The organism is Salibacterium aidingense DSM 18341 (assembly GCF_000429685.1).
GTDB classification, from domain to species: domain Bacteria; phylum Bacillota; class Bacilli; order Bacillales; family Marinococcaceae; genus Salibacterium; species Salibacterium aidingense.
Window position 1 is genome coordinate 41495 of record NZ_AUCI01000021.1, and the last position, 15205, is coordinate 56699.

The window sequence follows — 15205 nt, forward strand, 5'->3', positions numbered from 1 at the left end:
AACGTTGGTAAAACGGATATGATAGCCAGGTTACATGGCGGACATCTATTCCCTTAAAAGGCAGAATGAGGGCCCGCGGCGGCTTTTCCGGACATTTGTTCCGCTATCCCGGTTTTGAACCGCTTCTTATACGCTAAAAAGGGGAAATAGCGGAATAAATGTCCCATTCCCCTTTCAAAATCGGGAATATCGATGAAATAACGGAATAAATGTCCTTTCCACTCAGCGCCGGAAAACCTGCTCAGGCTAAGCACCGCCTTCCGACGCTTAGGACCTTAGAGAAAGATTCTATGAGACAGGGAGCCTTTCCTATAACTCCCCCCTCTCCGCCGTATCTTTTTACCGCAGACAGCACAACGAGGTCTTCCTATTGCTTTATGTTATATGCTTTCTCAGAGCTTCACTCAGCTTTGCGTATTCTTCCATGGTCAGAGATTCTCCCCGTCTTCCGGAATCGATCTCCGCCTCCTGTAAGGCAGCTGCCAGCTCCTCTCTTTGTTCCCTGCCGGTAAGGTTATGCTGTAAATTGTTCCAGATGGTTTTACGCCGCTGAGCAAAAGCAGCCTTTACCACTTGAAAGAAATGAGCTTCCTCTTCTACATGCACAGGCGGGCTTTTCCGCAAATCAAACCGAACTACTGCTGAATCTACATTTGGTTTAGGTACAAATACTGTTTTTGGGACAATCATGGTTTTTACGGGGATAGAGAAGTATTGTGCCGCTATCGACAACGAACCATAATTTTTGGAACCCGGATCGGCTGCAATGCGGTCAGCCACTTCTTTCTGCATCATAAATACCATGCGGGATAGCGGGAGACGCTGCTCCAACAGCTTCATGATGATCGGTGTCGTGACGTAATAAGGCAGGTTCCCTGCAACAATAACATCTTCCACCTCCTGCATATATTCATGAAGCACCTGCTCCAAATCAGCCTTCAGGATATCTTCATGCCAAATTCTCACGTTGCTGTAGGGCATCATTGTCTTTTGCAGTACCGGGATCAGACGACCGTCAATTTCAAATGCTTCCACCTGTTTAACGGCCTTTGCAAATTGCTCGGTAAGGCCTCCGATGCCAGGTCCTATTTCAATCACGCCATCTTCTGGTCCTGCCCCCGCAGCACTTACAATTTTCTCTAATATATTGCGGTCAATCAAAAAGTTCTGACCTAAGCTTTTTTTAAATGAGAAGCCGTGTTCTTCAAGAATTTCTTTGGTCCGGCTCGGTACTGCTATTTCTCTGGGCAATTGCTTCTTCCTCCTCCAACACTTTCGCAGCAGCCCGGGCAAATTCCGCCCGTTGAATATTAAACACGTCCAGTCTATTTAAAAACTGTTTGGCATTGGCGTAACCAATATTTAATAGTTCTCCCATTTTTTCACGCCTTTCTCTGGCGCCCGGGCCTGCCATCATGCCCGCGTCCAATAAATCCTGCCGGGTCACCGCTTCCGTCTGTTCCACCTCTGCCGGCATCTCTTCGCGCAACTGACGCAAAGCCCGTTGAATGGTTTCCGGCAGCGCATTTTCCACCCCTATGTTGTCACGAGCCTCCGACATGGCATCGTCTTTTGTAAGAAAAGCATGTTTGCAGCCGGGGATTTCTCTGCTGACAATCCGGCGGATTCGTTCACCGGGGACATCAGGATCTGTAAAAATAATGACGCCGCGCCTCTCCTGGGCCAGGGAAATCCGTTTTAATACAGCCTCTCCAATTGCAGAACCGTTGGTTTCAATCGTATCTGCTTTCACCGCCCGTTTAATTGCCATCGTATCATCTTTTCCTTCCACGACAATACATTCCTTTATCTTCATCTTTTTTCAAAGCCTCCCGGCACGATCCATAGCTTGCATCATTATACTATGATCGTCCGCTAAAAAAAAGGCGGAAGGCGGGGAAGGTTCTCTTCCCCGCATTCACGCCCTGCTTAAGAACATATATATTAATCCAAGATGGTTACATCTACGGTTTTTCTGCCAAAACTGTTTGCTTCTTGTTTTGTAGGAACATGTAAATCAATTCGGTTTCCGCTGATAGCTCCGCCTGTGTCAGCTGCGGTTGCTTCTCCGTAGCCTTCCACATGAACTCTTGTGCCAAGCGGAATAACGGATGGATCGACAGCTACTACCTTCCTGTTGGGGTTGGCGTTGAGATTCACACCAGTTGCGGTGACACCGGAGCAGCCAGAACAATCAGCCGTGTAGGCGGTGGCATGCATGGAAATCGTCTGCCCCTCGGCATTGCTTCCTGAGGGACTTTCACCGCGGGCGGCCGTTGCCGTTTGTTCTCTTGCTCCAACGGCTACAACTTTATCTTTGCTTTCTTCCACCTGTGTTTCCTCTACGAGTTCACGGGACACTTCCTCCCCGTTTTCCATTACGACTTCATATTCTTTTCTAACGAGACCTTTCCTGCCACTTTCCAGAACTTGTTCCTTTCCCTTCGCAAGGGCATCATCCCGGCGTGTGACTGTGGCATAATCCACTTCTTCTTCCACTACATCGGTGACCTTTTCCACGCGGATGACTTCAATTTCCGCTTCCGCTGAAATATCTTTTTGTTTTCCAGGTTCCACCCGGTCGTTATCATCCAGATTAACGTCAACTTCTTTTAAAAGATCAGCGACAGTAGTCGAAGTGGTCATCACTTCTTCTGATTCTTCATCGTATTGAACCGTTACCGGAAACGCCGATTCATAAACCAGTGTCATTCCTTCCTGAACGGGAGCATCTATTTCTTTATTTACCTCATCATGGGCCCCAATATCAATATCCTGCTCTTCCATTGCTTCCTTTACAGTTGAAGCGGTCGTCCAAACTTTCGTCTCCTCTCCATCTTCTGAGATCGTAATCTGTTTGGCGGGATTCCACTCCAGTTCCATGTTACCAACAATGGGATCTGTTAAAGATGAGCTGAGTTCATCTTTTTCCTCTACCTTAAGGTTCTGTTCTTCCAGCATGGCTCCCACGGTATCCGCATGGGTTTCCACGTTCATTTCTTCTTCACCTTTAGAAATAGTAACGGTCGCCTTCGTCGTTTCATGTACAGCATAAAATAGGCCTGCTGCGGTGAGAAGAAGAAAAGAGAGTGCCAGAACCGCGCCTTTTCCCGGCTTTAATCCGGCGAAAAAAGCTTTCCATTCCGAACTCATCTTCTAACCCTCCTTTACAAGCAAGTGATTATAGACCCTTCCTCCTTTCCTGTCAATCAATTTGACCATCCAACCTCTATTATTAACCACAAGACGAGAAAAGAGAATACGAATCTCTCGACACCACATGATATGAAAAAGAAGATAAACCTAGAAGCGGTACGAAATGACAAAGCAGCCGACGAAGGCCGGCACAAACCAACAAAGAAAGCTGTCAGCTTATGTGGAAAAGTTTTTTCGCATTAGCGGTGGTCTGCTCTGCCAAATCCTCCAGCGGTATTGCTTTCAGCTCCGCTATTTTTTCAGCCACCAGTTTTACATAGGCCGGTTCATTCCGCTTCCCCCGGTTCGGGTGCGGCGCTAAAAATGGACTGTCGGTCTCCACCAGCAGCCGGTCCATTGGTATTTCCCCGGCTACTTCTTTGGGCAGTTTCGCATTTTTAAACGTAACCGGACCTCCAAAGGAAATATAAAAATTCATATCCAAAGCCTGCCGGGCAATATCCAGGTCTCCACCGAAGCAATGCATGATGCCGCCCACTTCTGAAGCATTCTCTTCTTTCAGCACATCTATAATATCCTGATGGGCTTTTCGATCATGAATAACAAGCGGCAAATTCACTTTTTTTGCCAGAGAAATCTGCTTGCGAAACGCTTCTTTCTGAACATCGGCAGGCGACTTGTCCCAATGATAGTCAAGTCCTGTTTCTCCTATGGCCACTACTTTCGGATGAGCGGAGAGCTCTTCAATCCAGGTTAAATCCCGGTCCTTCATATCTACAGCATCGACAGGATGCCATCCAATGGATGCATACATAAAGTCATACGTATCGATCAGCTTCATCGCTTTATCAATCGTTTCATGATCGAACCCGACAATATTCATCCATTCGACGCCTGCCTCTTTAGCTCTGGCAATGGTCTCTTTCAAATCATTTTCAAATTCATCAATGTTTAAATGTACATGCGTATCAAACAGCATCGTCTCACCTCTTTATATCAGTGTTTCGTAAAACAAAGGCTGACCCAAAAGGGGACGTCCCTTTCAGGTCAGACCATGACGGTTCGTATTAATTTACTTCTGAACCATTAGGCAGATTTTTATCTATCGTAGCCAGAGTCAGCTCTTCCCCCCGGGAGGCTGCCAGAATCATCCCCTGCGACATTTCTCCCCGTAATTTCACAGGTTTAAGGTTCGTTACACAAATAACCTTTTTCCCTTCCAGATCAGCAGGCTTATAATGTTCCGCAATGCCGGAAACGACCTGCCTCTTTTCCCTGCCGAGATCCAGCTGGATTTTTAACAGCTTGTCTGTGTTCTTCACGGGTTCTGCCGACAAAACCTGAGCTACCTTTAATGTTACGTTGGAAAATTCATCAATCGAAATCTCTTTTTCTTTTTCCTGCTCCTCGTCTTCGTTTGTTTTCACCGTACCGCCCATATCTTGAATTATATTGGCCACTTCTTCCTGCATCTCAAGCCGCGGGAAGATAGGTTCTCCTTTGTTCACCACAGCGGTTCCTTCCGGAAGCTGCCCAAATTCGCGCAGGGTTTCCCATTCAGTGTAATCTGACGGCACGCCAAGTTGATGCCATATTTTTTGAGGCGTTTCTGTCATAAACGGCTGAATCATGATAGAAATATAACGCAGGGATTCGGCCAGATGATAAAGCACCGTGCCCAGCTGTTCCCGCTGTGTCTCGTCTTTAGCAAGCATCCACGGCTGGGTCTCATCAATATATTTATTCGTCCGGCTGACGAGCTGCCAAATGGCTGTAAGAGCTACGGAAAATTCCATTTCTTCCATCGCTGTTTCCACTTTGTAAACCGTGGCATCTACAAGGTCTACAAGAGATTCATCATACGGTGTACCGTCCTTCAGATAAGCCGGCAGTTTTCCATCGAAATATTTGTTGATCATCGCAACCGTGCGATTTAACAAATTGCCCAGGTCGTTCGCCAAATCATAGTTCAGACGCTCCACGAAACCTTCCGGGGTAAATACGCCGTCTGAACCAAATGGTACTTCCCGAAGCAGATAATAACGGAGAGCATCCAGGCCGTATCGATTAATTAAAGGGACCGGGTCTACCACATTTCCCTTCGATTTCGACATTTTTCCGTCTTTCATGAGGAGCCAGCCATGCCCAAATACTTTTTTGGGAAGCGGGAGGTCGAGTGCCATAAGCATAATAGGCCAGTAAATAGTATGGAAACGAACAATCTCTTTTCCCACTAGATGTACATCTGCCGGCCAGTATTTTTGAAAGTCTTCCTCATTCTCTGTTCCATAACCCAGGGCTGTGATGTAGTTGGATAAAGCATCAATCCACACGTACACTACATGCTCTGGATCACTTTCCACTGGAATGCCCCATTCAAACGCTGTACGGGATACTGCCAAATCTTCAAGACCTGGTTTAATGAAATTGTTAATCATTTCGTTTTTTCGGGATTCCGGCTGAATAAATTCAGGGTTTTCTTCATAAAACTGAAGCAGCCGGTCAGCATACCTGCTCATCCGGAAGAAATAAGACTTTTCTCTTACCCATTCTACGGGATGCCCACTCTCCGGACTGTATCCTCCAACAATCCTTCCGTTTTCATAAATGGCATCTTCCAGCTGGCGTTCGGTAAAAAACGATTCATCGGAAACGGAATACCAGCCTTCATATTCATCAAGATAAATGTCCCCGTTTTCTTTTAACGTTTCAAAGATCTTTTGTACTACTTTTTTATGTCTGGCTTCCGTCGTCCGGATGAAATCGTCATAAGAAATATCAAGCTTATCCCATAAGCTTTTAATCCCGGCCACCACCTCATCAACAAACTCCTGTGGCGACACTCCTTTATCCTCCGCTTTTCGTTCGATCTTCTGCCCATGTTCATCCGTTCCTGTCAAATACCGGACATCATATCCTCGAAGCCGTTTATAACGAGCCATTGCATCCCCGGCCACCGTAGTATAAGCATGTCCAATGTGCAGCTTATCGCTTGGATAATATATCGGCGTGGTAATATAAAACGTATTTTTTTCTTCTGCCATTTTTACATCTCCTCCTTTTTACCTTCATTAAGAAAAGCAAAAGCGCAAGCGCCCTGGGAAACCCTCGAGCGGCTGGGCGCTGAAGTCAACTCTTGAAAACGCCAACCTTTTAAACTTTCTTATCTTATAAAAAACTCCCGTCCTCTGAAAGGGACGAGAGCATTACTCACGCGGTACCACCCAAATTTCTTCATCTATGATAAGGATGAAGCTTTGTGCGCTGACCTGTTAATTATTGTAGAACAGCACGCTCCCTTTAACGCAGACTTACGTTCTTCCCTTACTTTCACAGCTCGAAAAGAAAATCCTCCCGGGACCATCTTCAAGAGTTTCCTCTGCGCCGGTTTCCAGCTACTCCGGCTCTCTGCGGCAGTTTCCCTCTTTACTCATCCCTTCATCAGATATGTTATCTGGAATTGTGACCGATTACTTCTCATTAAGACTATAACGAAGCGGGTGTTCTGTGTCAAGATACGGGCAGTCCGTAAACGCATTCCTTTCTTTTTCACTTATATTCTACATTTTTCGACACAATTGAACAAATTTATATAATTTATTTTCGATACTTACCATGACAGATGATACAATAATTAACAGTACTATTGTGATCATCTCCCCTTTATTTCACACATTTTTCATCTATTTACCCTTTCGTGACAACTTCTTTAACAATATAGAAAATTTTTCAAAGTTTTTCAGTTTTTTTATGCAAAGCAATTGACGTGTTTTGGAAAGATTGGTATTCTTAGCTTATAAATAGAGAAAATTGTCGAACGATGACGCATTTTTAATTTAATTATCGAGGAGGAACTGGAATGAAATCAACTGGAATTGTCAGAAAAGTAGATGAGCTTGGGCGCGTGGTGATCCCGATTGAACTCCGCAGAACATTGGATATTGCGGAAAAGGATGCACTTGAAATTTATGTCGATCATGATCGGATTGTCCTTAAAAAGTATAAACCTAATATGACCTGTCAGGTGACCGGGGAAGTGTCAGATGAAAACATCGCCCTCGCTGATGGGAAAATTATTCTTTCCCCGGAAGGCGCTGAAGAAGTGATTAAAGATCTGCAGTCTTACGTGGACAAGCATAAATAATAAAAAACGGAGCCTGGGTTTTCCCACGGCTCCGTTTTTTATGCAACTTTTGTTTCCTCAGCGTTCAAAATGTATGTCATAGGTCATGATAGACAGCGTAAATCTCTCTTTTTGGCACCCCGCGTTCTTTCGCCGTTTCCTTGATTGCCTCTTTGGACGACATTCCATTATCAATATGAACCTGTACATGATCGACAGCCGATAGCGTTTCCCACCATTGTACCCGGGGCTCTGTCTCTGGATCTGCACCTTCCACAATCACACAGCATTCCCCTTTCACATTCTCTTCGTGAAGGTACTCCGCTAATTCCGAAAGGGTCCCCCTTATGATTTCTTCGTATTTTTTCGTCATTTCCCTTGCCAGTACCACTTCCCGTTTCTCCCAGATATCCGCAAGATGAGCGATCATTTCTTTCAGCCGGTGCGGGGACTCGTAAAAAATAAGAGGAGCCTGGATGGTCGTGAGTTCCTCCAGCAGGGTCTGACGGTCTTTTTTCTTTCGCGGCAGAAATCCATGGAAATAAAAAGGGCCGCCCCCAAGTCCGGAAGCTGTCAAAGCTGTGACAGCAGCGTTTGCACCTGGCAGCGATATAATAGGAATATTTTCACCGGCCGCCCGTCTTACGACCTCTTTCCCAGGGTCAGAGACAAGCGGCGTGCCGGCATCACTAACCAGAGCCACCTGCCTGCCCTCCTGCAGCAGTCCCAGAATCTTATCCCCTTTTGTTTCTTTATTGTGCTCATGGTAGCTGTCTAACGAAACAGAAATATCAAAATGAGAACACAATTTCCTGGTTTGACGGGTATCCTCCGCAAAAATAATATCTACTTCCTGCAAAAGGCGGACAGCCCGGTACGTCATGTCCTCCAGATTTCCAATAGGGGTAGGAACAAGATATAAAGCCGCCTTCGTTTCATTATCGTAGCTTTGTTGATGTTTCATGACGATTCCTCCGTTAATTTTTAAAAAGAATCTTTTCTTTTTCCTTCCGGGCCAGCTGTTTCAATTCGTACTCCGCCCGCATCGCTTCGGTCTTCGTAGCAAAGGACTGCTGATAGACGAGTCGAAAGGGGCCCCGTCCTCTCGTATACTTGGCCCCTTTCCCCTGTTCGTGCCTGCGGAGCCGGTGTTCAATATTCGTCGTATACCCCGTATAATAGGAGCCGTCTCCGCACTCCAGTATGTATACATAATGATTACCTGCCTTCATAATAACTCTTGAACTCCTCTGTATAATTTCCTTTTGCATCATATACAGTTAACGGCGGATGACACGTCAGTCCTGGCTTTCCATCTTTTATTCCCTCTGTTAATAAAATGTTTGCATCTTTTCCTGCTTTTGGGTAAATGATTTTCATGCGTTTTGGTTCTATTCGGTATTTGCGAAAGGTGGTCAGCAGCTCCACCATTCTCTCCGGACGAAGAACCATAGATACTTTTCCTTTCTGTTTCACCAATCCGGAAGCCGCTGAAATAATGTCCTCCAACGTCCCATGTTCTTCATGGCGGGCCGAGGTGAAATAAGGGCTGCGATTTTTTTCTCCTTCCGAAGGGGTCGAAAAATAAGGGGGGTTACAGGTTACCAGATCAGCCTGCCCTATTTTTTTAGAGAGTTCCGGGTTTCGCACATCGTCTTCCATGATCGATATTTGTGGTGTTTGATTATAGACTGCACTGCGCACGGCCATGTCGGCAAGTTTCGGCTGAATTTCCACTCCTGTAATCGGAACACTGCTTCTTGCCGACAGGACGAGCGGAATTACTCCGTTCCCGCTGCATAAATCAATAATGGATCCTTTGGTTAAGGGAACATAAGTGAAACGGGCCAAAAGAACAGCATCCAGAGAAAAGGCAAACACCTGAGAGCTCTGAATGATATGCCGTCCCCCGCCAATATAGTCAAGCCTTTCCCCTTCCAATAACTCTGCTTTCATCTCTTTCCCCTTCCTGCAAAATAATTGTAATCACAAAGATATAAAAGAGGCTGCCCCTGGCGGCAGGAGCAGCTCCATGTTATTTCTGATTAAGAAAGGAAAGGCAAAATAGACAATCTCCATTTGCCCTCAGGCTTCCATAATGCATATTGCAAATATGAAACCCTTCATGATATAAGCGAGCTAAATTATCATGGCCCTCCCCCACACTTTTTTTGCCGGGAGAAGAAGTTGTCGTATCATTTCCCTGTTCCGAGGTGTCTTTTTCATCTAAGAGTTTCCGTAAATGTTGGTTTTCCAGGGCCAGCGCATGATTTTCTTCAATGAGCATGGCCAATTGTTCTTTCAATTCTCCTAGCTCATCATGAAAAGTACCGATCCGTTCTTCCATGTGAATGACTTGTGAGAATATTTCTTTCTTCTCCACGTTCCTTCCACCTCAATCACCTTGTCTTCAGCTCACAATATATCCTTCATCCATTAATTCATCCAGGCTGTATTCCAGTACATTGTGTTCCTGCTCTTCCCGCAGCTCCACCTGAACCAGGCGTTCCAGTATATTCAGTCCAACGACTTTTCCTTCTCCCTGCGGCGTCGTAATATGTTCACCGATATCGGGAAGTTCTTTTTTCGCTGTTTCGTAATGATCGTTTTCATATTTCAAACAGCACATGAGCCGTCCGCATAAACCGGAGATTTTCGCTGGATTAAGAGACAGGTTTTGATCCTTGGCCATTTTAATGGAAACGGGTTCAAAATCCCCGAGAAAGGTCGAGCAGCAGAGAACACGGCCGCACGGACCAATTCCTCCAAGCAGTTTCGCTTCATCCCGGACTCCTATCTGGCGTAACTCAATACGGGTGCGGAAGACAGAGGCTAAATCTTTTACCAGATCACGAAAATCAATGCGCCCTTCTGCGGTAAAATAAAAAAGAACCTTGTTCCGGTCAAATGTATAATCGGCGTCGACCAGCTTCATATCCAGATTATGTTCCGCTATTTTAGCTTCACAAACCTCGTAGGCTTTATTGGAAAGCTCTTTGTTCTCCTCTATCGTTAATTTATCCTGTTCACTTGCGATCCGTACTACTTCTTTAAGCGGCAGGACCACGTCCTCTTTGCCTACCTGCTTCTTCTCAAGCACTACTTTCCCAAATTCCAGGCCGCGGGACGTTTCTACCACGACCCACTCCCCTTTTTCTATCGTTAACTGACCCGGAGAAAAATAATAAATCTTCCCCGCTTTCTTAAATCTTACACCTATCACATCATGCAAAGCTATGATCCCTCCTGTAAACGGAGCAGTAAACGCTCCATGAGAAGCTGGGCATTTACATTGGCACGAAGCCTCCGCTTCGCATCAAGGATCAGCTGCAATGTATTCGCGATGTCTGTTTCCGGCATCCGTTGACCCTGTTTTTCCATCACTTCTTTCTGATCCGGATACGCAAGATCCTGCTGCCCATATTTCACCGTCAACAGATCACGGTACCAGAAAAGCAGCAAATCCAGGCCGATGTCCAGCTCTTCTCTATCCTTGAAATGGGTAAGCCACTTTTCCTGCAGTGTCAATAACATTTGATGAGGTCTGGAATGGACCTCTTCCACTAATTGTATCACTAGTGCTCTTCCCTGTACAATCCAGTCGGTCCCTTCTTCGTTATAGCCGCGGGCGGTTTCGTCCGGCAGTCTGGCGAGCAGAGAAGCAGCTGCTTCGGAGGCTCCCTGTTCCTGGTATATTTTGGTACGTGTGTCGGTGCTCGGAGGGGCAAAGGAGATCTTTTGGGCCCGGGAGAGGATCGTATCCAGCATAAAGTGAACATTTTCCGTTAGTAAAAGAGCCAGGATGGGACTCTCCGGCTCTTCCAAAAATTTGAGGAGACTATTGGCTGCACTGGCCGTCATCCGATCCGCATCATTAACAATATATATTTTAAACGCTGTCTCCATTCCTTTATAGGTTAACTCTTTCTGCAGGTTTTCCACCTGTGCTTTTTTGATGGAAGCTCCCTCTGGTTCGACGACGATAATATCAGGATGATTGCCGTGCTCAATTCTCATACATTCACTGCATGAACCACAGGGAGCAGCCTCCTGCTGCCAGGGACAAAACAAACTTTGGGCGACAAGCCATGCCGTATGTTTCTTGCCTGCTCCACGCATGCCTTCAAAAATATAGGCGTGAGCAAGCCTGTCCTTTTCGATACTCTGTTTGAGCATATTCATAACCGTTGGCTGTTCTTTCCACATCTGGTTCCAATCCATGATTATCCCTCGTTATTAAAACTGTTCGAATTGCTCCACCTGCATGATAAAGACCGTAGCTCCGCCAACCTGAACTTCTACAGGATAGGGAACATAGGAATCGGCATTGCCCCCCATGGGAGATACCGGTGCTACCAGCTGATCCCGGGTTTTACAGTTATCCTGTATGATTTCAAGCACAGATTGAACCTGTTCGTCTTCCACCCCAATTAAGAACGTTGTGTTTCCAGCCCGCAGAAAGCCTCCCGTGCTGGCCAGTTTCGTCGCCCTAAAATCCTCTTCCACCAGCGCATTAGACAGCCTGTTGCTATCCTTGTCCTGTACCACCGCTACAATTAACTTCATTGGAACACCTCTTTCTTTCTGTGCTTGAATAGAAGTCTTTTCTCTTATATTACTGGATAAACGGCGAAAATGAAATCGAAACCTCTATGGTTTATCGTGCAATAAAGACAATATGTGATCGACGCTTTTCTGCTGCACGTCCTCTATTGCCAATTCTGCATTTATTCTATGTATACGTTGGGGAAAACGCTCCACTAACCCGGCATACGCCTGATAAACCTTTTTATGAAAATCGATATGCTCCTGATCGAGTCTATTGTATTCACGCTTTTGATTTTCATAAATACGGTGCAATCCCTTTTCCGGATCGATATCTAAATAAATCGTAGCATCCGGCATGTAGTCCTCCACCGCGAATTCATTAATGCTTAATACTTCCTCCAGCCCAATTCCCCGGGCAGCTCCCTGATAAGCAAGGCTGCTGTCTATAAAGCGGTCACAGAGTACTATATTTCCCTGCTGTAACGCTGGTATTACTTTTTCTACTAAATGCTGCCTTCGAGCAGCTGCATAAAGCAGTGCTTCGGTTCTCCGTTCCATCATTGTATGCGCAGGATCCAGTACAATCGTCCGGATTTTTTCAGCTATATCAATACCGCCGGGTTCCCGCGTTTTCATTACACGATACCCCGAACGTTTCAGTTCATGAAAAACGTTATCCAGCACTGTCGTTTTTCCAGCGCCTTCACACCCTTCGAAAGTGATAAAAACCCCTTTTTCATTCATTTGTCCCATCCCTTTTCGATATACTAATGTACCACTGTCCGTTTATCTCCTGCCATCCTCCTTGAATACGGCCGCCTCCGGCCAGCCATTCACAGAGGAATTCATAACGTTCCCCCTCCAGTCTTTCGCCTTTAAAAAAGAGTGGGATTCCGGGAGGGTACGGAATAATATCAGCTGCGGTCCGTTCTCCCCGTCCGGCTTGAACCAGGCACACTGCCGGCTCTCTGTCTCCTCGTTTATACCAGTCCTTTTCCATAAGCTGCATTCCAAAGGAGGGAACCGGAAGCAGGCAGCTTGAAGGAGGGCTTTCCGGTTTTTCCTGATACATTTGCTGGACCGCCCGTTCTATACGCTCATAAGACTGGGTATGGCAGGAATCAAAAGAAAGAAAAAAAACGACATGACGGTGGTCCGCCAATTCTGTATAAATATATTCTTTTTCAAGATATTTCTGCAGGCGCCATCCGCTGTATCCTTCCGGTGTTTTCATAATATATTTCAACGGATCCGCTTTTATGTGATAGGGAGGGTGGACTTCTTCCAAATCGGAAGCCTGTCGTATATTATTTTTAACTTCCTGTATAGGCTTCTCAATAAAAGAGTCCTCTTTCTGCATCCTATCATGTAAATATTTTCTCGCGGCATCCAGGGAAGCCATAAGAGGATAAGAAGGACTGCTGGACTGCAGCATAGAAGATGCTTCCCGGACAGCACGCACACTTATTTGGCTGGAGGGCCCTACATGTAAATATCCCGTCATCGTTAGAGCAGGCAGGGTTTTATGAGCGGACTGTACCACGAGATCGGCTCCCTGAGCCACAGCTGTTTCAGGAAAAACCGCACTGGCTGGAAAATGAGCCCCGTGGGCTTCATCTACAGCGACCACCGCTCCATTTTCTTTCGCTTCTTGTATAAGAGGACGCAGAGACGGGGTCCAGCCATAATAACTAGGGGAGGTTAAAACCAGACCCCTGGCAGTTGGATACGTTTGAAAGGCCGTTTTTACTTGCAGATAAGAGAGTCCCATGGATAACTGGGAGTGCTCATCAAATGCCGGGTCTATAAATACAGGCTGCACCCCTGCCATGCGGAGCCCGTTTACCAGCGATTTATGAGCATCTCGCTGAACCAGTACAACGTCGCCTGCTTCAAAAGCTGCCAGCATCATGATTAAATTACCCGCCGTAGAACCTCCAATAAGAAACTGCGTGTAAGCTGCTCCATACAACTCGGCAGCCAGCGCCTGGGCTGAAGCAATTATTCCATGAGGATCATGTAAATCATCCAATCCGGTTAATTCCGTTTGGTCAAAAGGCAGCAGGGACGCAAACATGTTTTTTCCCGGTTCAGGCATCGCCCTCCCATTTTTATGACCCGGCACATGGAACGAATCCGGAGATAAGGCAGCGTGATTCTGTAAGGCTTCCATAATAGGAACTGAGTTCTGATCCATGAGTGACCCTCGTTTAATCTCGTATAATAGCCGTACTAAAATTATGACGTACAATCCGCATTCTTGCAATTTTCATTTTTACATTAATAACTTTGAGGCTTTCAGTTTTCTTAGCTTTTTTATAGCTTCATTGTATTTTGGATCTCCTGTATCTAAAAGAATAAGCTCTTTTTCGCAATTCCTGCATATAAAAGAATCCATAATGTGTATCCCTGCGTTTTCATAACGTTCACATAGAATACAAGACTCCGCTCCTTCTTTTTTCTCCGTCACAGAGCACACCTCCTCCTATGAAACTTATTTTGTCCGAAATCCGCCTTTTTTATTCATAGAGCAAGGGACCAATACGTTACTATTCAATGTCGTGTTAGCGAAGTTGGCATTGTTCTTTTCAATTTGTTCCGTCATGGTATAACAACCGATGTGGCTGTATGGGGAGTGGAGACCTGCTGTTGAGCGTGCCCCGGCATTCGCTTTGACGAGTGGCGGATAGGGTCGGAAAACGAAGACAGGAGCCATTGTGCAAGCTTCTTTATTGCTTTTCCTGCGTCTGGTATAGTGCGCCTGGAAAATTCATCCGAGCACATCCGCTGCAGGGGATGCTTTGGGCTATGTTACGAGTAGCTGGGCTGAGCCCTGTGCGGATATTTTGTCCGGTCCCTCTTTAGGGATAGAAAAATAACAGAGCTGCCTGCTGAATCGGGGAGGCCGGTGGCGATCGATTTTGCGATCTTCTCTTAAAAGACAGACGGAGGCTCCGCCATCGCACCCCGGATTCAGCTTTTTTACAGCAAAAGTTACCAAGGAGATTTCGCGGAACAAGAAAAAGCCTGCCGGATCTGGGATCCGGCAGGCTTCCTTTGCCTGGCAGCGTCCTACTTTCACAAAGGGTTGCCCCTTCATTATCATCGGCGCTGGAGAGCTTAACTTCCGTGTTCGGCATGGGAACGGGTGGAACCTCTCCGCCATCACCACCAGACTTACCCTGGACGGGCTGGCTTCTGTGTTGCGAACAGGACGTTCGCGATTTGAACAGAAGATCCTTTTATCGCAGGATCATCGATCCTGCTGTTTGGAAGAGCGGGAATAGTATTCCCTCAAAACTGCATAACGAAGCATCCAGCCATAGACCACCTTGGTGTTTTGGATAAGCCCTCGACCGATTAGTATCTGTCAGCTCC

Annotated in this window: 16 protein-coding genes, 1 rRNA gene and 1 other annotated feature; of the genes, 1 reads left to right on the top strand and 16 read right to left on the bottom strand. The window is 46.1% G+C overall.

Annotation, left to right across the window (positions count from 1 at the left end):
• Nucleotides 1-375: 375 nt before the first annotated feature.
• From rsmA to metG, 5 genes are all read right to left on the bottom strand, one after another.
• Complete coding sequence (gene rsmA / locus G475_RS0117315; RefSeq protein WP_026702351.1) at nucleotides 376-1251, bottom strand: 16S rRNA (adenine(1518)-N(6)/adenine(1519)-N(6))-dimethyltransferase RsmA; 876 nt, start codon at nucleotides 1249-1251, stop codon at nucleotides 376-378.
• A complete protein-coding gene (rnmV, locus tag G475_RS25505) occupies nucleotides 1205-1816 on the bottom strand; it encodes a ribonuclease M5 (protein WP_051302653.1) in 612 nt (203 codons plus the stop codon). Before rnmV ends, rsmA begins: the two co-directional genes overlap by 47 nt.
• A 128-nt stretch (nucleotides 1817-1944) precedes the next feature.
• Nucleotides 1945-3153 carry a G5 and 3D domain-containing protein gene (locus G475_RS0117325; RefSeq protein ID WP_026702352.1) on the bottom strand — a complete coding sequence of 403 codons (1209 nt, stop codon included), beginning with the start codon at nucleotides 3151-3153 and terminating at the stop codon, nucleotides 1945-1947.
• Between the two features lie 214 nt (nucleotides 3154-3367).
• Nucleotides 3368-4135, bottom strand: coding sequence for a TatD family hydrolase (locus tag G475_RS0117330; protein ID WP_026702353.1), 768 nt, complete (start codon nucleotides 4133-4135; stop codon nucleotides 3368-3370).
• Nucleotides 4136-4223: 88 nt separating this feature from the next.
• Nucleotides 4224-6200, bottom strand: a complete 1977-nt coding sequence (metG, locus tag G475_RS0117335) for a methionine--tRNA ligase (protein WP_026702354.1) — start codon at nucleotides 6198-6200, stop codon at nucleotides 4224-4226.
• A 146-nt stretch (nucleotides 6201-6346) separates the two neighbouring features.
• Nucleotides 6347-6607: a binding site (T-box leader), on the bottom strand.
• 408 nt (nucleotides 6608-7015) lie between these two features.
• On the opposite strand from metG, the gene G475_RS0117340 reads away from it, so the two are divergent.
• Complete coding sequence (locus G475_RS0117340) at nucleotides 7016-7300, top strand: AbrB/MazE/SpoVT family DNA-binding domain-containing protein (protein ID WP_026702355.1); 285 nt, start codon at nucleotides 7016-7018, stop codon at nucleotides 7298-7300.
• Between the two features lie 76 nt (nucleotides 7301-7376).
• Here G475_RS0117340 and rsmI read toward each other — a convergent pair whose 3' ends face one another.
• The 11 genes from rsmI to rrf all read right to left on the bottom strand — a co-directional run bounded on the left by rsmI (nucleotide 7377) and on the right by rrf (nucleotide 15003).
• On the bottom strand, nucleotides 7377-8243 hold the full coding sequence (gene rsmI / locus G475_RS0117345; RefSeq protein WP_026702356.1) for a 16S rRNA (cytidine(1402)-2'-O)-methyltransferase: 867 nt from the start codon (nucleotides 8241-8243) through the stop codon (nucleotides 7377-7379).
• Between the two features lie 13 nt (nucleotides 8244-8256).
• Nucleotides 8257-8511, bottom strand: coding sequence for a GIY-YIG nuclease family protein (locus G475_RS0117350; protein ID WP_026702357.1), 255 nt, complete (start codon nucleotides 8509-8511; stop codon nucleotides 8257-8259).
• A complete protein-coding gene (locus G475_RS0117355) occupies nucleotides 8498-9235 on the bottom strand; it encodes a tRNA1(Val) (adenine(37)-N6)-methyltransferase (protein ID WP_026702358.1) in 738 nt (245 codons plus the stop codon). Before G475_RS0117355 ends, G475_RS0117350 begins: the two co-directional genes overlap by 14 nt.
• Before the next feature lie 79 nt (nucleotides 9236-9314).
• Nucleotides 9315-9662 (bottom strand): DNA replication initiation control protein YabA, encoded by a 348-nt coding sequence (gene yabA, locus G475_RS0117360; RefSeq protein ID WP_026702359.1) that lies wholly within the window; start codon nucleotides 9660-9662, stop codon nucleotides 9315-9317.
• Between the two features lie 27 nt (nucleotides 9663-9689).
• Nucleotides 9690-10511: a PSP1 domain-containing protein gene (locus G475_RS0117365; RefSeq protein WP_026702360.1), complete on the bottom strand. Its 822-nt coding sequence runs from the start codon at nucleotides 10509-10511 to the stop codon at nucleotides 9690-9692.
• A gap of 2 nt (nucleotides 10512-10513) precedes the next feature.
• Nucleotides 10514-11500 carry a DNA polymerase III subunit delta' gene (gene holB, locus G475_RS0117370; protein ID WP_026702361.1) on the bottom strand — a complete coding sequence of 329 codons (987 nt, stop codon included), beginning with the start codon at nucleotides 11498-11500 and terminating at the stop codon, nucleotides 10514-10516.
• A 15-nt stretch (nucleotides 11501-11515) separates the two neighbouring features.
• Complete coding sequence (locus G475_RS0117375; protein WP_026702362.1) at nucleotides 11516-11845, bottom strand: cyclic-di-AMP receptor; 330 nt, start codon at nucleotides 11843-11845, stop codon at nucleotides 11516-11518.
• Between the two features lie 84 nt (nucleotides 11846-11929).
• Entirely contained in the window at nucleotides 11930-12571 is a 642-nt protein-coding gene (gene tmk, locus G475_RS0117380) for a dTMP kinase (protein ID WP_026702363.1), read from the bottom strand.
• Nucleotides 12564-14024: an aminotransferase class I/II-fold pyridoxal phosphate-dependent enzyme gene (locus G475_RS25510; RefSeq protein WP_051302655.1), complete on the bottom strand. Its 1461-nt coding sequence runs from the start codon at nucleotides 14022-14024 to the stop codon at nucleotides 12564-12566. Before G475_RS25510 ends, tmk begins: the two co-directional genes overlap by 8 nt.
• A gap of 78 nt (nucleotides 14025-14102) precedes the next feature.
• Nucleotides 14103-14297, bottom strand: coding sequence for a sigma factor G inhibitor Gin (locus G475_RS27800; RefSeq protein ID WP_051302656.1), 195 nt, complete (start codon nucleotides 14295-14297; stop codon nucleotides 14103-14105).
• 589 nt (nucleotides 14298-14886) lie between these two features.
• Nucleotides 14887-15003 (bottom strand): 5S ribosomal RNA (gene rrf, locus G475_RS0117400).
• Between the last annotated feature and the right edge of the window lie 202 nt (nucleotides 15004-15205).